At 64.5% G+C, this 21061-nt stretch carries 17 protein-coding genes; 7 read left to right on the top strand and 10 right to left on the bottom strand.

Annotated elements, in window-relative coordinates:
* Complete coding sequence (locus tag AC1DE1_RS15945; RefSeq protein ID WP_477177484.1) at positions 1-912, bottom strand: LysR family transcriptional regulator; 912 nt, start codon at positions 910-912, stop codon at positions 1-3.
* Between the two features lie 694 nt (positions 913-1606).
* Entirely contained in the window at positions 1607-4198 is a 2592-nt protein-coding gene (gene acnB / locus AC1DE1_RS15940; RefSeq protein WP_477177485.1) for a bifunctional aconitate hydratase 2/2-methylisocitrate dehydratase, read from the bottom strand.
* Positions 4199-4745: 547 nt separating this feature from the next.
* Here acnB and acnA point away from each other — a divergent pair.
* Positions 4746-7496, top strand: coding sequence for an aconitate hydratase AcnA (acnA, locus tag AC1DE1_RS15935; protein WP_477177486.1), 2751 nt, complete (start codon positions 4746-4748; stop codon positions 7494-7496).
* 171 nt (positions 7497-7667) lie between these two features.
* Here the strand turns inward: acnA and AC1DE1_RS15930 are convergent, their stop codons facing one another.
* Complete coding sequence (locus AC1DE1_RS15930) at positions 7668-8072, bottom strand: nuclear transport factor 2 family protein (protein ID WP_477177487.1); 405 nt, start codon at positions 8070-8072, stop codon at positions 7668-7670.
* A 160-nt stretch (positions 8073-8232) separates the two neighbouring features.
* Between AC1DE1_RS15930 and AC1DE1_RS15925 the strand changes: the two genes are divergently transcribed.
* The gene (locus tag AC1DE1_RS15925) at positions 8233-9909 is read left to right on the top strand and encodes a long-chain-fatty-acid--CoA ligase (protein WP_441602406.1); all 1677 of its coding nucleotides are present in this window, start codon (positions 8233-8235) and stop codon (positions 9907-9909) included.
* Between the two features lie 120 nt (positions 9910-10029).
* On the opposite strand, the gene AC1DE1_RS15920 is transcribed toward AC1DE1_RS15925, so the two are convergent.
* Positions 10030-10398: a PilZ domain-containing protein gene (locus AC1DE1_RS15920; RefSeq protein ID WP_441602407.1), complete on the bottom strand. Its 369-nt coding sequence runs from the start codon at positions 10396-10398 to the stop codon at positions 10030-10032.
* 97 nt (positions 10399-10495) lie between these two features.
* Positions 10496-11671: a DNA polymerase IV gene (locus AC1DE1_RS15915; protein ID WP_477177488.1), complete on the bottom strand. Its 1176-nt coding sequence runs from the start codon at positions 11669-11671 to the stop codon at positions 10496-10498.
* A 465-nt stretch (positions 11672-12136) separates the two neighbouring features.
* Here AC1DE1_RS15915 and AC1DE1_RS15910 point away from each other — a divergent pair, with 465 nt between their 5' ends.
* From AC1DE1_RS15910 to arsC, 4 genes are read left to right on the top strand one after another with little or no spacing between them, the layout of a single operon-like run.
* Positions 12137-13048: a segregation and condensation protein A gene (locus tag AC1DE1_RS15910; protein ID WP_441602409.1), complete on the top strand. Its 912-nt coding sequence runs from the start codon at positions 12137-12139 to the stop codon at positions 13046-13048.
* Positions 13049-13098: 50 nt separating this feature from the next.
* Complete coding sequence (gene scpB / locus AC1DE1_RS15905; RefSeq protein WP_477177489.1) at positions 13099-13983, top strand: SMC-Scp complex subunit ScpB; 885 nt, start codon at positions 13099-13101, stop codon at positions 13981-13983.
* Positions 13980-15521 carry a pseudouridine synthase gene (locus tag AC1DE1_RS15900; protein ID WP_477177490.1) on the top strand — a complete coding sequence of 514 codons (1542 nt, stop codon included), beginning with the start codon at positions 13980-13982 and terminating at the stop codon, positions 15519-15521. Before scpB ends, AC1DE1_RS15900 begins: the two co-directional genes overlap by 4 nt.
* A gap of 14 nt (positions 15522-15535) precedes the next feature.
* Entirely contained in the window at positions 15536-15883 is a 348-nt protein-coding gene (gene arsC, locus AC1DE1_RS15895) for an arsenate reductase (glutaredoxin) (protein ID WP_477164517.1), read from the top strand.
* 36 nt (positions 15884-15919) lie between these two features.
* Here arsC and AC1DE1_RS15890 read toward each other — a convergent pair whose 3' ends face one another.
* The gene (locus tag AC1DE1_RS15890) at positions 15920-16135 is read right to left on the bottom strand and encodes a helix-turn-helix domain-containing protein (RefSeq protein WP_121880725.1); all 216 of its coding nucleotides are present in this window, start codon (positions 16133-16135) and stop codon (positions 15920-15922) included.
* Between the two features lie 7 nt (positions 16136-16142).
* Entirely contained in the window at positions 16143-16634 is a 492-nt protein-coding gene (locus AC1DE1_RS15885; protein WP_477179132.1) for a hypothetical protein, read from the bottom strand.
* A 74-nt stretch (positions 16635-16708) separates the two neighbouring features.
* Between AC1DE1_RS15885 and AC1DE1_RS15880 the strand changes: the two genes are divergently transcribed.
* Positions 16709-18046, top strand: a complete 1338-nt coding sequence (locus AC1DE1_RS15880) for a retropepsin-like aspartic protease family protein (RefSeq protein WP_477177492.1) — start codon at positions 16709-16711, stop codon at positions 18044-18046.
* 15 nt (positions 18047-18061) lie between these two features.
* On the opposite strand, the gene AC1DE1_RS15875 is transcribed toward AC1DE1_RS15880, so the two are convergent.
* From AC1DE1_RS15875 to AC1DE1_RS15865, 3 genes are read right to left on the bottom strand one after another with little or no spacing between them, the layout of a single operon-like run.
* Positions 18062-18865 (bottom strand): amidohydrolase, encoded by an 804-nt coding sequence (locus AC1DE1_RS15875; RefSeq protein WP_477177493.1) that lies wholly within the window; start codon positions 18863-18865, stop codon positions 18062-18064.
* Positions 18853-19998, bottom strand: coding sequence for a pyridoxal phosphate-dependent aminotransferase (locus AC1DE1_RS15870; protein ID WP_477177494.1), 1146 nt, complete (start codon positions 19996-19998; stop codon positions 18853-18855). Before AC1DE1_RS15870 ends, AC1DE1_RS15875 begins: the two co-directional genes overlap by 13 nt.
* Before the next feature lie 60 nt (positions 19999-20058).
* Entirely contained in the window at positions 20059-21012 is a 954-nt protein-coding gene (locus AC1DE1_RS15865; RefSeq protein WP_477177495.1) for a LysR substrate-binding domain-containing protein, read from the bottom strand.
* Between the last annotated feature and the right edge of the window lie 49 nt (positions 21013-21061).

Genomic DNA, 21061 nt, shown 5'->3' with positions numbered 1-21061 from the left:
TCAATCGACTTCGCTTAGCACCTTCAATCCCGGCCGCTGCTTCGCCAGCTTGCGCAGCAATGCCGCGAAGTTCTGCAAATCGGCATGCCACGGCGACGCTTCGCGCCAGTAGAGCGCGATCTCGCGACCTGGAGCTTGTCCTTTGAGCTTGGCGAGCACGACATTGGGCATCGAAGCCAATCGTTCGTGCGCCAGAGCCGGCACCAGCGCATAGCCTCCGCGCAATTCCACCAGCGCAGCGAGGCTTTCCAGGCTCACGTCCTGCACGTGACCGCCGCCGAGTACATCTTCGCAATGGCTTTCGGTCATCAGCGTGGCGTCGGTGGCATCGAGTTGTTCCAGGCCCACGCTGCGCTTGCCGGCCATGGCGTGGTCGGCGCGGAACATGACTTCCCAGGGTTCGAAGAACAACGGGCGCATCGCTACGCCACTAACTGGCGGGACCAGAGGAGCCAGCACCGCGTCGAGCTCGCCCTCGTTCAAGCGGCGCAGCAGGCCGCGTGGCTTGCCTTCGGAAAGACTCAGGCGCGTGCCCGGAAAATGCTGGGGAAACGGGCCGATCAGATGCGGCAGCAGATAAGGACCGAGCGAGGCGGGAACACCGAGCCGCAGCTCGCCGCCGAATGCCACCTCGCCCGCGCGTGCCACTTGCTGCAGGTGTTCCGCCGCGGCAAGCACGGCATCAATCTGTTCAAGCAAACGTTGACCGCCCGCCGTGGGCACGATGCGGCGACCGCCTCGCTCAAACAGCGGCGCACCCAGCGCCTGCTCCACTTTCTGCACCTGATGCGAGAGGCCGGACGGGCTGATGTGCATCGCACGCGCCGCGCTATTGAAGCTGCCATGGCGACGCACCGCCTGCACCAGCATCAGGTCACGAAGCGAGACTACCGATAGGTGAGAAGAAATCATCCGTGGGGTGCTTGCCTGGCCTGTGACGGGGCGAAGCATAAACGACCCTGATGGTCACCGTGACAGGATGCCTGCCTCCCCTTTGTAGGAGCGCACTTGTGCGCGACCCACCGGTGCGGTGATTCCGGAGGTATCGGTCGCCCACAAGTGGGCTCCTACAAGGGGACCGTGTCACCGGCCTTTTGTGGGAGCGCACCCTGTACGCGACAAACCAACGGAGCGGCAATCCTTGCCTGGCTTGTGACGGGGCGAAGCATAAACGACCCTGATGGTCACCGTGACAGGATGCCTGCCTCCCCCTTGTAGGAGCGCACTTGTGCGCGACCCACCGGTGCGGTGATTCCGGAGGTATCGGTCGCCCACAAGTGGGCTCCTACAAGGGGACCGTGTCACCGGCCTTTTGTGGGAGCGCACCCTGTGCGCGACAAACCAACGGAGCGGCAATCTCGATGTGCCCCTGTCGGCCACAGGGTGGCCTCCCACAAATGAAGCAGACAGTGCGCGATACCTCAGCAAGGTCTCTGTGGGAGCGCACCCTGTGCGCGACAAACCAGCGGAGCGGCAATCCCGATGTGCCCCTGTCGGCCACAGGGTGGCCTCCCACAATGACGCGAGGAGCGCCCCGTGCATCGCGCAAAAAGAAAGGGCGGCTTGCGCCGCCCTTCTCCAGTCACTGTGACGTGACTCACCGCTCTCAGGCAGTAACCGTGTCGGCCACGTCCTGGTAATCGGCGATCTGATTGAAGTTCATGTACTTGTAGATCTTCTCGCCGTTGGCATCGAGCACGCCCACGTCCGTCATGTACTCGGCCTTGGTCGGGATGCGGCCCAGGCGCGAGCAGATCGCGGCGAGTTCGGCCGAGCCCAGGTACACGTTGGAGTTCTTGCCCAGACGGTTGGGGAAGTTGCGGGTGGAGGTGGAGAACACCGTGGCACCCTCGCGCACCTGCGCCTGGTTGCCCATGCACAGCGAGCAGCCCGGCATTTCCATGCGGGCGCCGGCGATGCCGAGCACGCCGTAGTGGCCTTCCTCGGTCAGCTGCTGCTGGTCCATCTTGGTCGGCGGAGCGACCCACAGCTTGGTCGGGATGTCGCGCTTGCCTTCCAGCAGCTTCGATGCAGCACGGAAGTGACCGATATTGGTCATGCACGAACCGATGAACACTTCATCGATGGTCGCACCGGCCACGTCGCTGAGCGTCTTCACGTCGTCCGGGTCGTTCGGGCAGGCCACGATGGGCTCATGCACGTCAGCCAGGTCGATCTCGATGACGGCGGCATATTCGGCGTCGGCATCGCGCTCCAGCAGCTGCGGGTTCGCGAGCCATGCTTCCATCGCCTTGATGCGGCGTTGCAGGCTGCGCGGATCCTTGTAGCCCTGCGCGATCATGACCTTCAGCAGCGTGATATTGCTGTTGATGTATTCGATGATCGGCGCCTTGTCCAAGTGCACCGTGCAACCGGCGGCGGAGCGCTCGGCCGAGGCATCGGACAGCTCGAACGCCTGCTCCACCTTCAGATTCGGCAGACCTTCGATCTCCAGGATGCGGCCGGAGAAGATGTTCTTCTTGCCCTGCTTGGCGACGGTGAGCAGACCGCTCTTGATCGCGTAGAGCGGGATCGCATTGACCAGGTCACGCAGGGTGACGCCCGGCTGCAGTTCGCCCTTGAAGCGAACGAGCACGGATTCGGGCATATCCAACGGCATCACACCGGTGGCGGCCGCGAAGGCCACCAGACCGGAGCCGGCCGGGAAGGAAATGCCGATCGGGAAACGCGTGTGGCTGTCGCCGCCGGTGCCGACGGTGTCGGGCAGCAGCATGCGGTTGAGCCAGGAGTGGATCACGCCATCGCCCGGACGCAGCGAGATGCCGCCACGCGTGCTGATGAATTCCGGCAGCGTGTGGTGGGTCTTGACGTCAACCGGCTTCGGATAGGCGGCGGTGTGGCAGAACGACTGCATGACAAGGTCGGCCGAGAAGCCCAGGCAAGCCAGGTCCTTCAGCTCGTCGCGGGTCATCGGGCCGGTGGTGTCCTGCGAACCCACCGAGGTCATCTTCGGCTCGCAATAGGTGCCCGGGCGCACGCCCTGGCCTTCCGGCAGGCCGATGGCACGGCCGACCATCTTCTGCGCCAGCGTAAAGCCCTTGCCGGTATCGGCCGGCTGTTGCGGCAGGCGGAACAGGGTGGACACCGGCAGGCCCAGCGCTTCGCGCGCCTTGGCGGTGAGGCCGCGACCCACGATCAGCGGGATGCGGCCACCGGCGCGCACTTCGTCGAACAGCACATCGGACTTGACCTGGAATTCGGCGATCACTTCACCGTTCTTCAGCGCCTTGCCTTCGTACGGACGCAGCTCAACCACGTCGCCCATGTTCATGCTGGACACGTCGAGTTCGATCGGCAGCGCGCCGGCGTCTTCCATCGTGTTGTAGAAGATCGGGGCGATCTTGCTGCCCAGGCACACGCCGCCGAAGCGCTTGTTCGGAATGAAGGGGATATCTTCGCCGGTAAACCACAGCACCGAGTTGGTGGCGGACTTGCGGCTGGAACCGGTACCGACCACGTCGCCGACGTAGGCCACCAGGTGGCCCTTTTCCTTCAGCGATTCGATGAAGGCGATCGGGCCCCGCTTGCCGTCTTCTTCGGGCTGGAACGGCGCGCCGTCGCGCTGGTTCTTCAGCATGGCGAGGGCATGCAGCGGGATGTCCGGACGCGTGGTGGCATCGGGTGCCGGCGACAGGTCATCGGTATTGGTTTCGCCCGGCACCTTGAACACGGTGACGGTGAGGCTTTCCGGCACTTCCGGCTTGCTGGTGAACCATTCCGCATCGGCCCAGCTCTGCAGCACGGCCTTGGCGTTGACGTTGCCCTTGTCGGCCTTGTCCTTGACGTCGTGGAAGGCGTCGAACATCAGCAGGGTGTGCTTGAGCGCGTTGGCGGCGACGGTGCCGATCTGCGCGTCGTCGAGCAGCTCGATCAGCGGATGGATGTTGTAGCCGCCCAGCATGGTGCCGAGCAGTTCGGTGGCCTTCTCGCGCGAGATCAGCGCGCACTTTTCGGTGCCGAACGCCACGGCTGCCAGGTACGAGGCCTTGACCTTGGCCGCATCGTCCACGCCAGCCGGCACGCGGTTGGTGATCAGGTCGACGAGGAACGTCTCTTCACCGGCGGGGGGATTCTTCAGCAGTTCGATCAGCTCGGCGGTCTGCTGGGCCGACAGCGGCAGTGCGGGGATTCCCAGCGCGGCGCGCTCGGCAACATGTTGGCGGTAGGCGTTAAGCATGTGGTCTCGTCCGGTGAACGTGGATCAAAGGGGCAGCGGGCGATGGTTTGCGCCATCGCGGCGGAGGTTCACCCGGCGGGAGAGGTTCCGCGTGGCCGCTGCCGGCGTTCGACAAGGCGCAAGGTCTTGTCGCCATGCCGTTCTTGGCGGCATCACAGCCCGCTATTTTGCCAGTCCGGCCCCAAGCGCCGCAACGCAAGACAACGCTTCCGCCTGCGTTCGAAATCTTGCAAGGCGAATGTGCGGCAATCCCCAATCGGGTCTCTTGCGCGTTTGGGCTTTTGTCCCAAACTGAATGGGAGTGCTGAACGGAGAGGATGGATTCCCCGGATTGCCAGGCCTTCTTCGCCGTCATCCCGGCGTAGGCCGGGATCCAGTAGCGTCGACTTCTGGTGGTCGCGAAAACCCAACACAGGGTCACTGGATCCCGGCCTGCGCCGGGATGACGAGCTACAAAGGCTTTGCAATTCCCCTCACGTCCCGTGCCCTAGGATCCCCAAGCTACGCGTTCGCGCGTTCGCCAGACTCACGCAACAGGAGTTAGCCCATGCTGGATTCATTCGCCACCCGCGACACCCTCACTGTCAACGGCAGCCAGTACAACTTTGCCAGCCTGGCCAAGCTCGGCCAGCGCTTTGACCTCAAGACCCTGCCCTATTCGCTCAAGATCCTCCTGGAAAATCTGTTGCGCCACGAGGACGGCGTCAATGTGACCTCGAAGGAAATCGAGGCCATCGCCAACTGGGATGCCAAGGCCGAGCCCGATACCGAGATCGCCTTCATGCCCGCCCGCGTGGTGCTGCAGGACTTTACGGGCGTGCCCTGCGTGGTCGACCTGGCCGCGATGCGCGATGCGGTGGTGAAGCTCGGCGGCGACGCCAAGCAGATCAATCCGCTGGCGCCGGCTGAGCTGGTGATCGACCACTCCGTGCAGGTCGACGTCTACGGCTCGGAATCCGCGCTGGAGAAAAACGTCGAGATCGAATTCCAGCGCAACCAGGAACGCTACGCCTTCCTGCGCTGGGGCCAGAAGGCGTTCGACAACTTCAAGGTGGTGCCGCCGCGCACGGGCATCGTGCACCAGGTGAACCTGGAGCACCTGGCCCGCGTGGTGTTCACGGCCGAGAAGGACGGCGCGCCCTGGGCCTATCCGGACACCGTGTTCGGCACCGACTCGCATACCACCATGATCAATGGCATCGGCGTGCTCGGCTGGGGCGTGGGCGGCATCGAGGCTGAAGCGGCGATGCTGGGCCAGCCGTCGTCGATGCTGATTCCGCAGGTGGTCGGCTTCAAGCTCACCGGCAAGCTCTCGGAAGGCGTGACCGCGACCGACCTCGTGCTCACCGTCACGCAGATGCTGCGCAAGCTCGGCGTGGTGGGCAAGTTCGTGGAGTTCTTCGGCAGCGGCCTCAAGCACCTGGCGCTGGCCGACCGCGCCACCATCGGCAATATGGCGCCGGAATACGGCGCCACCTGCGGCATCTTCCCGATCGACCAGGAAGCGCTCAATTACCTGCACCTGTCCGGTCGCAGCGACGATCAGATCCGCCTGGTGGAGGCCTACGCCAAGGCGCAGGGCATGTGGCATGACGAGAACGCCATCGAGCCGCGCTTCACTACCACGCTGGAACTCAACCTGGCCGATGTGAAGCCCTCGCTCGCTGGCCCCAAGCGCCCGCAGGATCGCGTGCTGCTGGAAGGCGTGCAGAAGAGCTTCCAGGACGCCGTGGGTCCGCTCACCGCCACCCGCAAGCCGCGCAACGAAGCCACCTCGGCCTTCATTGCCGAAGGCGGCTCGGCGGCCATCGGCAACCCGGCCAACGACATCACCGACAGCGGCGTGCGCGTGGACAAGGACGGCGAGTCGTTCAAGCTGGGCGATGGTGCGGTGGTGATCGCCGCGATCACCTCGTGCACCAACACCTCCAACCCGAGCGTGATGATCGGTGCGGGCCTGGTGGCGAAAAAGGCCGCGGCCAAGGGCCTCACGGCGCAGCCCTGGGTGAAGACCTCGATCGGCCCGGGTTCCAAGGTGGTCACCGATTACCTGGAAAAGACCGGCCTGTTGAAGGAGCTGGAAAAAGTCGGCTTCTATATCGTCGGTTACGGCTGCACCACCTGCATCGGCAACTCCGGTCCGCTGCCGGTGGAAATCAGCAAGGGCATTGCCGAAGGCGATCTCGCGGTGGCGTCGGTGCTGTCGGGCAACCGCAACTTCGAAGGCCGCGTGCATCCGGAAGTGAAGATGAACTACCTGGCCTCGCCGCCGCTGGTGGTCGCCTACGCTTTGGCCGGCACGCTCAACATCGACCTCACCAAGGAACCGCTGGGCACGGGCAGTGACGGCAAGCCGGTGTATCTCAAGGACATCTGGCCGACCAACCAGGAGATCTCCGACATCGTCGGCAGCGCGCTCAATCCGGAGATGTTCGAGAAGAGCTACGCCGACGTGTTCAAGGGCGACACGCGCTGGAACCACATCGCCTCGCCCGATGGCGATGTGTACAAGTGGGACGACTCGACCTACATCAAGAACCCGCCGTACTTCGAAGGCATGAGCAAGGAACCGGGCTCAATCGAAGACGTGCACGGCGCCCGCGTGCTCGGCCTGTTCGGCGACTCCATCACTACCGACCACATCTCCCCGGCCGGCTCGATCAAGAAGGACAGCCCGGCGGGCCGTTTCCTTATCTCCAAGGGCGTGGAGCCGAAGGACTTCAACTCCTACGGTTCGCGTCGCGGCAATGACGATGTGATGGTGCGCGGCACCTTCGCCAATATCCGCATCAAGAACCTGATGCTCGACGGCGTCGAAGGCGGCTACACGCTGTACGTGCCGAGCGGCGAGCAGTTGGCGATCTACGATGCGGCGATGAAGTACAAGGCGGACAAGACGCCGCTGGTGGTGCTGGCCGGCAAGGAATACGGCACGGGTTCGTCGCGCGACTGGGCCGCCAAGGGCACCCTGCTGCTGGGCGTGAAAGCCGTGATCGCCGAGAGCTTCGAGCGCATCCACCGCTCCAACCTGGTGGGCATGGGCGTGCTGCCGCTGCAGTTCGAAGACGGCCAGAACGCGCAGTCGCTGGGCCTGACCGGCAAGGAGACCTTCGATATCACCGGCCTCAACGGCGGCGAATCGAAGACCGCCAAGGTCACCGCCACGGGCCTGGACGGCAAGAAGAAGGAGTTCACCGTGAGGGTGTTGCTGCTCACGCCGAAGGAACGCGAGTTCTTCCGTCACGGCGGCATCCTGCAGTATGTGCTGCGCCAGCTGGCTGGAAAGAAAGCGGCCTGATCCTCGTTGCAGGCTGCTTTTGGCAAGGAGAAAACGCCGCCGTTGGGCGGCGTTTTCTTTTAGAGGCGCATCCCCTGTGGGAGCGCACCCTGTGCGCGACAGCAACCTTGATGGTTACCGCTCCGTAGGGTTGTCGCGCACAGGGTGCGCTCCCACAGAGTGACCCAGCGATCAGCTGCCCGAGGTCCACGTGGCGGCATAACAGCGCCACTCGCGCCCCTCCTTCCGCCACGCCGTCTCCACCTGATACACACCCATCTGCGCCGGCAACAGCTTTCCGCCGCTGGTCAGGGTCACGGTGAAGCGCGCGACGTAGCGATCACCGCGCATCTCCACCTCAATCGGCCCGGTCAAGGCATGGATGGTCTCGCCGCGAAACTTGGCGGCATGCAGCAGGCCAAGGATTTGCCGCCTCTCCATCTCACCGTTGTTGCCGCTGAAATCGTCGCTCAACAAGGCGTCCAGCGACGAGGCATCGGCCTGTTCGGCCGCTCGCTCGGCGGTTTCGATGCCCTGCCGCACCCGACTTTCGTCGGGCGTGCGATGGCAGGCCGTCAGGCCGATCGCGAGGAACACGCAAAACACTGGATTTACAAGTAGTTTTTGTATCGAAGGCATGCCTTATTCTCGCTGCGGCGCGGCTTGCCGCTATACGCAAGCGTATGCTCCAATGCCGCGTCATCATCTTGCCCTACGTCACTGCCGGGCCGATACATACAGGAGCGTTGGATCCAACATGAGCATTGAGCGTCCGTGGCTGGCCCATTACCCGGAAGGCGTTCCCGCGCAGATCGACATCAACCAGTACGCGTCGCTCGCCGCGGTGGTGGAAGAGGCCTTTGAGCGCTTCCGTCATCGCCCGGCTTTCTCCAGCTTCGGCAAGGTGCTCACCTACGGTCAGATCGATGAGATGAGCCGCCAGTTCGCCGGCTACCTCACCGGCGAGCTCAAGCTCGGCAAGGGCGATCGCATCGCGATCATGATGCCCAACGTATTGCAGTACCCCATCGCCTTGTTCGGCGCGTTGCGCGCGGGCCTGGTGGTGGTCAACACCAATCCGATGTACACCGCGCGCGAACTCAAGCATCAGCTGGAAGACGCCGGCGCCAAGGCCATCGTGGTGCTCGACAATTTCGCCGCGACGCTGCAGCAGGTGGTGGCCGAGACTCACGTCGAGCACATCGTCACCACCGGCATCGGCGACCTGCTCGGCGCCAAGGGCGCGCTGATCAATTTCGTGCTCAAGCACGTCAAGAAGATGGTGCCGCCGTACGAGCTGCCGCATGCCGTGCGCTTTACAGACGCCCTGTCCAAGGGCGCGCCGCATCCGATGCCCAAGGTGCAGCTCGATCACGAAGACATCGCCTTCCTGCAATACACCGGCGGTACCACCGGCGTGGCCAAGGGCGCCATGCTCACCCACGGCAACATGGTCGCCAACATGCTGCAGGCCGGTGCGTGGATCGGCAACAACGCCAAGCAGGGCGAGGAAGTGATCATCACGGCGCTGCCGCTGTATCACATCTTTTCGCTGACGGCGAACGGCCTGGTGTTCATGCGCCTGGGCGGTTTGAACTGGCTGATCACCAATCCGCGCGATATGCCGGGCTTCGTCAAGGAATTGAAGAAGTCCAAGTTCACCGCGCTGACCGGCGTCAACACCTTATTCAACGGCTTGCTCAACACGCCGGGCTTTGCCGACCTGGATTTCTCGCGCCTGCACCTGTCGCTGGGCGGCGGCATGGCCGTGCAGCGCGCGGTTGCCGAGCGCTGGAAAAAAGTCACCGGCTGCACGCTGGCCGAAGCTTACGGGCTGACCGAAACCTCGCCCGCGGCCTGCATCAATCCGCTGGACCTCAAGGATTACAACGGCTCGATCGGCCTGCCGATTCCCTCCACCGACGTGGCGATCTGGTCGGAAGAAAACCAGCCGCTGGCGATCGGCGAAGTGGGCGAACTGATGGTGCGCGGGCCGCAGGTGATGAAGGGCTACTGGCAGCGTCCGGACGAAACGGCCAAGGTGCTGGGCTCAGACGGCTGGCTGCACACCGGCGACATCGCGCGCATGGATGCCACCGGTTATGTCTACATCGTGGACCGCAAGAAGGACATGATCCTGGTGTCCGGCTTCAACGTGTATCCGAACGAAGTCGAAGACGTGGTGATGCAGCATCCTGGCGTGGCCGAAGTGGCTGCCGTGGGCGTGCCGGACGAACACTCGGGTGAAGTGGTGAAGCTGTTCGTGGTGCGCAAGGACCCGAACCTCACCGTGGAAGAACTCAAGAAGTTCTGCCATGACAACCTCACCGGCTATAAGCGTCCCAAGCTGATCGAGTTCCGCGACTCGTTGCCCAAGAGCAATGTGGGCAAGATCCTGAGGCGCGAGTTGCGGGATGAGAACAAGCAGAAGTGAGGGAAGAGGCGTGGGAGTAGAGCTCACTGCGCTCAACAAAAAGCCCGGCGAACTGCCGGGCTTTTTTTATGGATTCCCTCGCGGCGATAAGTGCCGAGTGATTTCCCTCACTCCTCGCCCCTAGTCCTTCCACAACTCCAGAATATCCGCATACCCACCCAGCAGGTTCCACAGCGGCACCTGCTTGTCTTCCGGGATGCGGGTATAGGCAAAGCCCAGGTGGCGATCGGAAATACGGGCCACCTGCGCCTCCAGATGGATGTGCAGGTCGTGGCCAAAGATCATGTCGAGGATCCAGCTCTGGCCATGCTCGCCCTGCCAGCCCAGGGGGCGGCGCAGCAGCACGCCGGTCGCGGAAATGTCCACCAGTTCGGTCGAATGCGATTCGTCGGCACGGCTCATCAGCACCGTGGTCTCGATCCGCATGCGCGCCGGACGCAGCTGCTCCGGATCGGAGCTGTTCCTGACATTGTCTTCCGCTTTGCTCATCTTGCTCTTGCTCCCCACGTCAAACGCGCCAGCGCCGACTGCTTCATCCTGAAGAAACACTCCCTCATCGGTCGATGTGGAGCGTCTCCGTTCAACTTCAATCCTGCTCTTGCGTTCTCAACACACCTGCGCGGACCAGGCTTCCCGAGCCAAACCGCGCATTGATCCTGTCCTGCACCTGGTCGGTGACGCGCCGTTCGGGCGCGCTGTCGAACAGGTCTTGCTGTCGTTGTGCCGCAAAACCCGACAGGCTGACGCCCAGCAGGCGAAGGCGCGGCCTTGATTGCGCCTTCCACCATGCGTTAAGCAAGCCTCGTGCCAGCTCATAGAGCTCGCTGGCGGAGGCGCTGGGCACGCGCAGTTGGCCCTGGCGGCTGTGGGTGACAAAGGGCGGCTCGCGCAATTTCACCGTGACCGTACGCCCTTCCAGCCCACGCTGGCGCGCTCGGGCCGCGATGCGCTCGCAATGGCGCAGCAGCCAGGCCTCGGCCATCGCCAGCTCGGCCAGATCGACATCAAAGGTGTGTTCCGAGCCGATCGACTGTTCGGCCTGCGCCGGTTCCACCTCGCGGTCGTCTTCGCCGCGGGCCAGCGCCTGCAGCGCGTCCACCTGACGCCCTAGCGCACTCGCCAGACGCGCCGTGTCACTTGCTGCCAATTCGCCTATGGTCCGGATACCCAGGCGGTGCAACGCCTGCTCGGTCACCTTGCCCACGGTCCACAAGCGGCCCACCGGCAGCGGCGCCAGATCCCGGGCGGCGTGCTCAGCGGTGATGCGACGCAAACCATCGGGCTTGGACATTTCGCTGGCCAACTTGGCCAGCAGCTTGTTGGGCCCCATGCCCACCGAGGCATTGAGCTGGGTGCGCTCGCGGATGGCGAGCTTGATGCGACCAGCGATGGTCTCGACCGAGCCGAGCAGGCGCAGGCTGGCGGTGACGTCCAGGAACGCCTCATCCAGCGACAGACCCTCCACCAGCGGCGTGGCTTCGTGGAAAACCTTGAAAACCTGCTCCGAGGCTTCTTCATAGCGAGCGAAATCAGGCGGCAGGTAGACGCCATCGGGGCAAAGCCGCCGCGCCTGCGCCATCGGCATGGCCGAACGCACGCCGAACGGGCGCGCTTCATAACTGCAAGTGGAGACCACCCCGCGAGGCCCCAGGCCACCGACGATCACCGGGTGCCCACGCAGCTGCGGGCGGTCGCGCTGCTCCACGGACGCATAGAAGGCGTCCATGTCGACGTGGATGATGGAGCGTTCATCGGGCAGCATGTCCCTGTATTCTGCCGATACGGCAGCATCGCGTGTACTGGACTTGCCCGTCGCCAGCGGCTAATCTTGGTCTCGCTTGGGTCAGTGGGTGCGCGCACGATCGGTGAGATCGACCGCTACGGCACCCGTCCCGATGCACTCAGCCGACCGATTGAGAAGCCAGTGACGCAGGTTTCGTCACGTTGTGGCTCGCGTTTTTTGTCGTGACCCAAACACGCTAAAAACGCTCAAGGGTCGCTCACGGCCAGCCTGATCGAAACGCCAGACGCGCGCTTTCGTCATGCATGACCGCGACGGTGACGCCATGCGCACCGGCTAGGCATCGCGCAAGTTAGCTTCAACGGATCGCGCCTGCGGGCCAACGTCCGGGCGGGACATTCGTCAGGCGAATGCCGGTGGGATCAACGTTTCCTCACGTATTGAACGCAGAGCAAGCCGTCTTGAACGGCCCAACGACATGCATTGATGAGCACTGAGCCAGTCGAGCCTCAGGCGGTCGCCGCACCGCAGGACGCGTTTGCGTCGGTACCTCAACAGCAGGAAATGCCGCTGGCCATCGTGCGCGGCGAACCGCTGTTGCAGATGCCGCAGGACCTGTACATCCCGCCGGATGCGCTCGAGGTGATCCTCGAATCGTTCGAAGGGCCGCTCGACCTTTTGCTGTACCTGATTCGTCGCCAGAATCTGGACATTCTCGACATCCCGGTCGCCGAGATCACCCGGCAGTACATGGATTACATCGAGATGATGCGCGACGTGATGCGCCTGGAGCTGGCTGCCGAATACCTGCTGATGGCAGCCATCCTGGGCGAGATCAAATCGCGCCTGCTGTTGCCCCGGCCGCCTGCCGAGGAAGGCGTGGAAGAAGATCCCCGCGCCGAGCTGATCCGTCGCCTGCAGGAGTACGAACGCTTTAAAAGGGCCGCGGCGGATATCGACGCCCTGCCCCGCATGGAGCGAGACATGGCGCCGGCCCACGCGGACGTGGGCGAACGCAATGTGGTCAAGCTGCCGCCGCCGCTCGACCTCAAGGAGATGCTGCTGGCGCTGAAGGACGTGATGCGTCGTGCCGAATTGTTCGGTCACCACGCCATCCGGCGCGAAGCACTCAGCGTGCGACAGCGCATGGGTGAACTGCTCGGCCGCTTGACCGACCAGACCTTCCAGCGCTTCGAAACGCTGTTCGATGTCACCGAGGGCCGCCTGGGCGTGGTGGTCACTTTCCTGGCCATGCTTGAACTGGCCAAGGAGATGCTGGTGGAGATCGTGCAGGAAGAACCGCTGGCACCGATTTACGTAAGGGCAAGGGCAGGAAGCGCGGAAGAAACCGCCGCCGAACGCTATGCCGATGACGAGCCGGCCACCGCGGCCGAATAAGCCGCGCAGCCCGCCCCATTCACCGCAGCATCCGCATCCGATCCGAGGCCATGCAGATCGAGCAACTCAAACCCATCATCGAGGCGGCCCTGCTGGCATCCACCCAGCCGATGACCGTGCCTCAACTGCTGGAACTGTTCGGCGAAGAGGACGAAGTCGGCCGCGAAGAGGTCGCCAAGACCCTTGAGGCGCTGGCGGACGATTGCGCCAACCGCGGCGTGGAGCTGCAAGAGGTCGCCTCGGGCTTCCGCTACCAGGTGAAGCAGTCGGTGCATCCGTGGATCTCGCGCCTGTGGACCGAGCGCCCCAGCCGCTACTCCCGCGCCCTGCTGGAAACCCTGGCGCTGATCGCCTACCGCCAGCCGATCACGCGCCCGGAGATCGAACAGATCCGCGGCGTGGTGGTGTCGTCCAACATCATCAAGACGATGGAAGAACGCGAATGGATCCGCGTGGTGGGTTACCGCGACGTGCCCGGCAAGCCCGCACTGTTCGGCACCACGCGCGCCTTCCTCGACTACTTCAACTTGAAGTCGCTGGATGAGCTGCCGCCGCTGTCGGAAATCCGCGACATGGAAGACCCGCAGATGAGCATCGCGCCGGAGCCGCTGCCGGTGCGTGTGATGCGCGACCTGCCGATCGATCCGGACGAAGAAAACGAAACCCTGGTGGTGGCCGGCGAAGAAGATCTCGACGTTTCCATCACCGAACCTGCCGGGCACGATGTACCGGCCACCGAACACGAAGAAAGCCAGGCCGCCGACGCCGTCGACGAACCCGGCCACGAAACGCCCGAGGCGATGCATGTCGCCTCCTCCGAACCCGGCGCTGCACCGCACGCCGAGACTCATGTTGACACTGCCGACGAGGCAGCGACCCACGCGGACGCCGATCAAGGCGACGCCACGCAAGATACCGAGGAGTACCGCGCATGACTGCGCCACAGAAATCCGTTTTGACCCTTAAGCGCACGCCGCGCGACGAAACCGCGCCTGCCATCGAAGAGCGCCTGCACAAGGTGCTCGCCAACGCCGGCCTCGGCTCGCGCCGTATGCTTGAGCAGCGTATCCAGGCCGGTGAGGTTGAACTCAACGGCACCCCCGCCACCATCGGCGCCAGCGTCCACGCCGGCGACCGCGTCGTGCTCGACGGCAAGCAGTTCGTCGTCGCCACCGACAACCGCGACGAAACCGAAGTGCTGGTCTATCACAAGCCCGAAGGCGTGGTGACCACCCGCGAAGATCCCGAAGGCCGTCCCACCGTGTTCGAACAGCTGCCGCGCCTGAAGGGTGCGCGCTGGGTCGCCGTGGGTCGCCTGGACATCAACACCACCGGCCTGCTGCTGCTCACCACCGATGGCGAACTCGCCAACGCGCTGATGCATCCCAAGAGCGGTCTCGAGCGCGAATACCTGTGCCGCGTGCACGGTGAAGTGCCCGACGAGATGATCGAAAAGCTCAAGGCCGGCGTGGAGCTGGAAGACGGCCCGGCCCGCTTCGACGAAATCGCCGTGATCAGCCAGGGCGGCAGCCACAGCTGGTTCCGCGTAGTGATCCGCGAGGGCCGCAATCGCGAAGTGCGCCGCCTGTGGGATTCCCAGGGTTTCCTGGTGAGCCGACTCAAGCGCATCCGCTACGGCAGCGTGGAACTGCCGCGCACCCTGCGCCGCGGTGACTGCGAATCGCTGGGCGAAGAAGCCGTCAAGGATCTGCGCAAGACCACCGGTCTCGGTTCGCCGCAGCCGGTGCTCACGCTGAGCCCGGTGCTGCATCAGCGCCGCGCGCCCCGCAACGTCACCGAGTACGTTCCCAAGGGCGCCAGCGGCTCGTACAGCGCGGGCTACCAGGACGAAGCGCGCGAGCTGCGCGCCTATGACCGCATCCGCGAAGAACCCACCCGCGGCAAGCCGCGCGGCCGTCCGGGCCGGGAAGTGAACGGCAATGTCGCCCGTCCGGAACGCTCGGGCGGTGGTGGCGGTGGCATGCGCAAGGGCAAGCGCGGCGTCGCCCCGGGCCAGGAGCTGCCGTCGGTGCGCACCTGGTTTGCCGGCGAATCGCGTGAAGGCGGTGCTGCTGGCGGCGCTCGCGGCGGTGCCGCAGGCAATCGTCGTCCGGGCGGCGGCAAGCCGTCGTTCGGCAATCGCGCCGGTGGCGCGGAAGGCCGTAGCGGCAGCCCGTACAGCGGCTTCGGCGGTGGTGCGGCCGGTGGCAACCGCGGTGGCAAGCCGAGTGGTCGTCCGGGCGGTCGTCCCGGCGGTCATGGTGGCCAGGGTGGTCAGGGCGGCGCGGCTGGCCAGGGTGGCCAGGGCGGTCGTCCGCAGGGCCGTGGCGGCAACCGTCCGCAAGGCGGCGCCGGTCGTCCGCAAGGCGGCGGTCGTCCCCAGGGCGGTGGTAATCGTCCGCACGGCGGCGGTGGCGGTGGCGGTGGCGGTGGCGGCGGTGGTCGCGGCGGCAACCGTCACGGCAATCGCTGAGCACGGCTTCCGCCATGCACGCCCGCATCTATCACAACAACCGCTGCTCCAAGTCGCGCGCCACACTGGCCTTGCTTGAGCAGCGCGGCGTGGTGTGCGATGTCGTGAACTACCTCGACACGCCGCCGAGCAGCACCGAGCTGATGCAATTGCTCGACATGCTCGGCATGACGCCGCGCGAACTGATGCGCACCAACGAGGCCGAGTACAGCGAACTCGGCCTCGACGATCCGTCACTCGACGACACCGCGCTGATCGCGGCGATGGTGAGTCATCCGCGGCTGATCGAACGCCCCATCGTGGTGTCCAACGGCAAGGCCGCGCTGGGACGTCCGCCCGAAGCGGTGCTGTCCATTCTTTGAGTGCACGCATCCTCGCCTTGCGCGGGATGCGTCGCCCTACTCTTCCTCGTCAGGCACGTAGGCCAGCAGATCGCCCGGCTGACATTCGAGGAATTCGCAGATTTTGCTCAGCGTTTCGAAACGCACGCCGCGCACATGGCCGGACTTGAGCAAGGACAGATTGGATTCGGTAATACCGACGAACTCGGCGAGTTCGCGCGAGCGCACTTTGCGCATCGCCAGCATGACATCGAGTCGGACTACGATCGCCATCAGGACCTCACACGATCGAGCGCTGGTCGTCTTCGAGTCGCGCCGCCTCGTCGAACAGGCGGGCCACGAAGAAGAACACGGCCACCGGCAACAACGACAGCAGATCGTCGCCGCTGAAGGTCAAGCGGGCCGACCCTGCGCCTGAGTGCCACGCCAGCCAGAGCGAGGCTGCCGCCGGCAACATCACGCGTAGTGCTGCAGCGACCATCAGCAGGCAGGCGAAGCGGCGGAAGTGTTTCGTGGCGGCGCCGGAAAACAGTGCATCCGGCGCCACGCGACCGAGCATCAAGGCCAGCTCCACCAGCGCCCCGCAACTGACCAGCGCCAGCACGGCAGCGATGCAAGCCGCCCATGCGTGCGGAAGTTCATCGGTCGACAGAGTGGCGACCACGGTCGCACCCTGGGCGCTGCCGTCGGCCCAAATACCCAGCCCCGTGACCACCAGACAGGCCAGCGCGCTCAGCCAGGCGGCGATCGCCAGCGCACGGGCGACGCGCACGATGCGATGTACTGTTGGATAATCATTTCTTTCTGTATTACGATAATTTTTCTTCGTCATACGGGCACCATATCATGAAAGCTGCGCCGCTGGTCTGGCTCCATCCCTATGTGCTGTTGGCCGCGATCGCGTTGCCGGCGCTGGCCGGAGGCGTGGCGTCGGCGCCGATGTCGAACCCGCAGGCCGAAAGCGCGCTGGTGGATGCGGCCGATGGCGAGGTCTTTCATCTGGCCAGCGTGCTTCCCCGCATCGAGGATCCCGGACTGGCCACCCTCGCCAGGGCGCGGCTGGCCGCAGCACGGCTGGATGCCGCCGAGGCGGACCAGTTGGTCCAGCGCTATCTCACCGGCGGCCATCGCACGCCCGCGCAACGGGCGCTGGCCTGGCCCATCGCCGCCGATGCCAGCTTTGCCGACGGCAAATACGGCAAGGCCGCCGAGGCGGCGCACGCATGGGAGCAGGCGCTTGCCGCACAAGGCGCCACGACCGAGGACCGTGCGGCGGCACTGCAGATGGCCGTGCTCGCCGATCAGCTTGCCCAGGCTCCCGCGCAACAAGTAGACGTTTATGCGCCCAAACCCGAAACGGTGAAGCGCGATAAAGTCGGCCTGCCCCGCTCGCAGGCTTCCATCAACGGCAAGCCTCAGGAAGTTGTGCTTGATACGGGCGCCAATCTCTCCGTCGTATCGCTATCCACTGCACACAAGCTGGGCCTGCGCCTGCTCGATGGCGCAGCGAGCGTAGGCAGCGCCAGTCGACAGGCGGTGGCTACGCGCATTGGCATTGCCGATCATCTGCAATTCGCTGGGCTCTCGTTGAGCCATGTGGCGTTCCTGGTGCTCGACGACGATCAGCTGAAGATGCCGGTGCCCGGCGGTTATCAGATCGACGCGATCCTCGGCTTCCCGGTGCTGCGCCAGCTGCAGCGGCTGGAGTTCACCGCTGATGGCAAGCTGCTGCCCTCGCGCAGCGACGCGGCCAAACCTGGCGAAGGCAACTTGCGCATGGCCGGCAGCGATCTTTATGTCGAGGTGATGCTCAATGATCTGCCCGTGGCGATGCATCTGGATAGCGGCGGCGCGTTTTCTTCGCTCTCGTCGCGCTTTGCGGTGGAGCACCCCGGCGTCGTCAAGGGATTGAAGTCGAAACAGGAACACGTCGCCGGTGCAGGCGGCGCGCGCGTGCGCCAGTCGGCGACGTGGCCGAACGTGCGAGTGCACATCGGCGATCAGCAAAGCGTACTTGCGGCGATGACGATCTCGCTCAGTGATGCCGGCAACGTCAAGGAGCCCAACGTATTGGGCGGCGACATCCTGCAGTCGTTCGATCACTGGACGATCGACTTTCCACGCATGCAGTTCGAGGTCGGCAAGCCGTTGCCTCAGGCCTCCGCCAAGCTGCGCGCGAAATAATCGCGCGCAGTCCGATCAACCCGGATTGAGCGTAAAGCTGTCCGCATCCATCCACGCCGGAAAACGCTCGCGATGCGCGAGCAGCGGCGCGGGATCGATGGTCACCGTCACCACCTGCTCCTGCGGACCCAGCTCGACCAGCGGCTCGCCGATGGGATCGAGCACGGCGCTGTCGCCCGCATACGGCAGATCGTTGCCGTCGACGCCAACGCGATTGAGGCCAATGACATAACTCAGGTTTTCGATGGCGCGCGCACGCAGCAGCGTGCGCCAGGGCTGGCGGCGCGGCGCCGGCCAGTTGGCCACGAAGATCGCCAGGTCGTAATCCATGCCGCCGGTGGCTTCCTCGCGGCGGCCGTTGCGCAGCCACACCGGAAAGCGCAAGTCGTAGCAGACCTGCGGAAGAATCCGCCAGCCCTTCAGCTCGACGATCAAGCGCTCGTTGCCGCCGCCATAGCGCGTGTGTTCACCCGCCATGCGGAACAGATGGCGCTTGTCGTATTGCTCGAAGCTGCCGTCCGGGCGTGCCCAGATCAGCCGGTTGTAAACGGTGTCGTTTTCGCGAATAGCCAGGCTGCCGCACAACACCGCACCCACTTCCTGGGCGAGCGCGCGCATCCACGCGACGCCTTCGCCTTCCATGGTGTCGGCACTGGCGCGCGTGTCGTTGCTGAAGCCGGAAAGAAACGTCTCCGGCAACACCACCAGATCGGTCTGCCCGGCGACGCGGCGCACCAGCTCGCCGTAGTACTCGCGATTGGCCGGCGCGTCATGCCAGCGCGTGGCGCCCTGGATCAGGCTGACCTTCAGAGTTTGCATAGACGCTCCGCGGCGGCTTCCATGGTGGCATCGCTCTTGGCAAAGCACAGGCGCAGGTAATGCGTGCCCGGCGCCTTGTCATAGAACGGCGTGAGCGGAATCGCGGCGACGCCGCCTTCCTTCACCATCCACTCGCAGAACGACACATCGTCCTTGTTGCTGATGGCGGAATAGTCGACCAGCTGGAAATAGCCGCCCGGCACGTCGAGCAACTTGAAGCGCGAGGGCTTGATCAGTTCGCGGAAGCGATCGCGCTTGACCTGATAGAAGGCGGGCAGCTCCAGATAGTGCTCGGGCGTGCTCGCCATGAACTCGGCAAACGCGACCTGCGCCGGATGAAACGTGCAGAACGTGAGGTACTGGTGCACCTTGCGAAATTCCGCGGAGAGCGCCTTGGGCGCCACCGCGTAACCGAGCTTCCAGCCGGTGCAGTGATAGGTCTTGCCAAACGAGGACACCACGAAGCTGCGCGCGGCCAGCTCGGGATGGCGCAGCACGCTCTCGTGCTGGGAGCCGTCATACACGATGTGCTCGTACACCTCATCGGACAACACCACGATCTCGGTGTCGCGCACGATGGCGGCCAGCTCGTCCAGATCGGCCGAGGACAACACCGCACCGGTCGGGTTGTGCGGGCTGTTGATCAGGATCATGCGCGTCTTGGGCGTGATCGCGTCGCGCACGCGCTGCCAGTCGATGCTGAAGCTGGGTGCCTGCAACGGGATGTGCACGGCGCGGGCGCCCTGCAGCTCGATGGCCGGTTCGTAACTGTCGTAGGCCGGATCGAACACGATCACTTCATCGCCCGCACGCACCACGGCGGCGATGGCAGCAAACAGCGCTTCGGTCGCACCCGAGGTCACCGTGATCTCGGTATTGGGATCGAGCTTGTGACCGTACAGGCGCTCGGTCTTCAGCGCGATCTGCTCGCGGAGCGGCTGCAGGCCGATGCCCGGCGCATATTGGTTGCGGCCTTCGGCCATGGCGCGCGTGATGGCGTCGCGCAACGGCTGCGGTGGTTCGAAGTCCGGAAAGCCCTGCCCCAGGTTGACCGCCTTGTGTTCGACAGCCAGCTGGCTCATGACGGTGAAGATGGTGGTTCCAACTTTGGGAAGCTTGGTTTCGATCTGCATGACCTGGATGTCTGGAAGGCTAAATGATGATCGTAACACGGGTGTCGTTGCGCACCTGCGTCACAGGTATTTGTGGCACTTCGCGTGATTTTCGCGCACCGAATCGGGCAGCCGTTCCGCAAGAAAATCCACGAACGCGCGTACACCGGGCAACAGGCCGCGCCGGCTCGGGTAGACGAAGTGCATGGTGCCTTGTGGCACGCTCCATTCGGGCAGCACCACTTCCAGCTCGCCGCGCTCGATGGCCGGACCGCACACGAACTCGGGCAACAGCGTCACGCCGACGCCGCTCTTGCAGCTTTGCAGCAGGGCGTTGAAGTCACCGCAGATCAGGCGGGGCTGGATGTCGACCACGATCTTCTCGCCTTGTGCATCGAGCAGCTCCCAGCCCTGCGCTCCCTCGTGCTCCTGGTTGCTGAGCGCCGGCAGCTGCGAAATATCGGTGGGTTCCTTGGGACGGCCGTAACGGTTGAGCAGGTCCGGACTGGCTACCAGCAAGACCTTGGACTGGCCAAACGTGCGCACCACCAGGGTCGCGTCGGTATCGAGCTTGCTGCGCACACGGATGGCGATATCAAAGCCCTCGCCGATCACGTCGACGCGCCGGTCGGTGGCGTGCAGGCGCACCTGCATCTTGGGGTGCTGGGCGAGGAACTCCGGCAGCATATGGCCCACCACGGTCTGCACCAGCGAGACCGGGCAACTGACGCGCACCACGCCACGCGGCTCGGAGCGTACTTCTTCCACGGCCTCCTGCGCCGCCCTTGCCTCTTCCAGGACGGCACGACAGTGGCCATAGAAGCGCTCGCCGACTTCCGTCACCACGAAGCGACGGGTGGTTCGCTGCAGCAGGCGGACGCCAAGGCGCTCTTCCAGTTGCGCGATGCGCTTGCTCAGGCGGGACTTGGGGATGCCAAGGGCGCGTCCGGCCGAGGAAAAGCCGCCGTGTTCAACCACGGCAGCGAAGAAATACAGATCGTTGAGATCTTGAAGGGCGCCATCCAGGACCGTCATCGCTGTTTCCTTATTAGAACAATACGTTCGAGTTTAGCCGGCTTATCAC

The sequence above is a fragment of the Dyella sp. 05T440 genome, assembly GCF_056395965.1.
This window is presented reverse-complemented; position numbering and strand designations above follow the sequence as displayed.

What these genes read in the sequence shown, in the direction of transcription:
- AC1DE1_RS15880 (WP_477177492.1), top strand. Translation starts at nt 16,709, where the DNA reads ATGAAAGCTGCGCCGCTGGTCTGGCTCCATCCCTATGTGCTGTTGGCC.
- AC1DE1_RS15915 (WP_477177488.1), bottom strand. Translation starts at nt 11,671, where the DNA reads ATGCTGCCCGATGAACGCTCCATCATCCACGTCGACATGGACGCCTTC.
- AC1DE1_RS15870 (WP_477177494.1), bottom strand. Translation starts at nt 19,998, where the DNA reads ATGCAGATCGAAACCAAGCTTCCCAAAGTTGGAACCACCATCTTCACC.
- AC1DE1_RS15865 (WP_477177495.1), bottom strand. Translation starts at nt 21,012, where the DNA reads ATGACGGTCCTGGATGGCGCCCTTCAAGATCTCAACGATCTGTATTTC.
- AC1DE1_RS15945 (WP_477177484.1), bottom strand. Translation starts at nt 912, where the DNA reads ATGATTTCTTCTCACCTATCGGTAGTCTCGCTTCGTGACCTGATGCTG.
- acnA (WP_477177486.1), top strand. Translation starts at nt 4,746, where the DNA reads ATGCTGGATTCATTCGCCACCCGCGACACCCTCACTGTCAACGGCAGC.
- acnB (WP_477177485.1), bottom strand. Translation starts at nt 4,198, where the DNA reads ATGCTTAACGCCTACCGCCAACATGTTGCCGAGCGCGCCGCGCTGGGA.
- AC1DE1_RS15890 (WP_121880725.1), bottom strand. Translation starts at nt 16,135, where the DNA reads ATGGCGATCGTAGTCCGACTCGATGTCATGCTGGCGATGCGCAAAGTG.
- AC1DE1_RS15910 (WP_441602409.1), top strand. Translation starts at nt 12,137, where the DNA reads ATGAGCACTGAGCCAGTCGAGCCTCAGGCGGTCGCCGCACCGCAGGAC.
- AC1DE1_RS15925 (WP_441602406.1), top strand. Translation starts at nt 8,233, where the DNA reads ATGAGCATTGAGCGTCCGTGGCTGGCCCATTACCCGGAAGGCGTTCCC.
- AC1DE1_RS15900 (WP_477177490.1), top strand. Translation starts at nt 13,980, where the DNA reads ATGACTGCGCCACAGAAATCCGTTTTGACCCTTAAGCGCACGCCGCGC.
- scpB (WP_477177489.1), top strand. Translation starts at nt 13,099, where the DNA reads ATGCAGATCGAGCAACTCAAACCCATCATCGAGGCGGCCCTGCTGGCA.
- AC1DE1_RS15875 (WP_477177493.1), bottom strand. Translation starts at nt 18,865, where the DNA reads ATGCAAACTCTGAAGGTCAGCCTGATCCAGGGCGCCACGCGCTGGCAT.
- AC1DE1_RS15920 (WP_441602407.1), bottom strand. Translation starts at nt 10,398, where the DNA reads ATGAGCAAAGCGGAAGACAATGTCAGGAACAGCTCCGATCCGGAGCAG.
- arsC (WP_477164517.1), top strand. Translation starts at nt 15,536, where the DNA reads ATGCACGCCCGCATCTATCACAACAACCGCTGCTCCAAGTCGCGCGCC.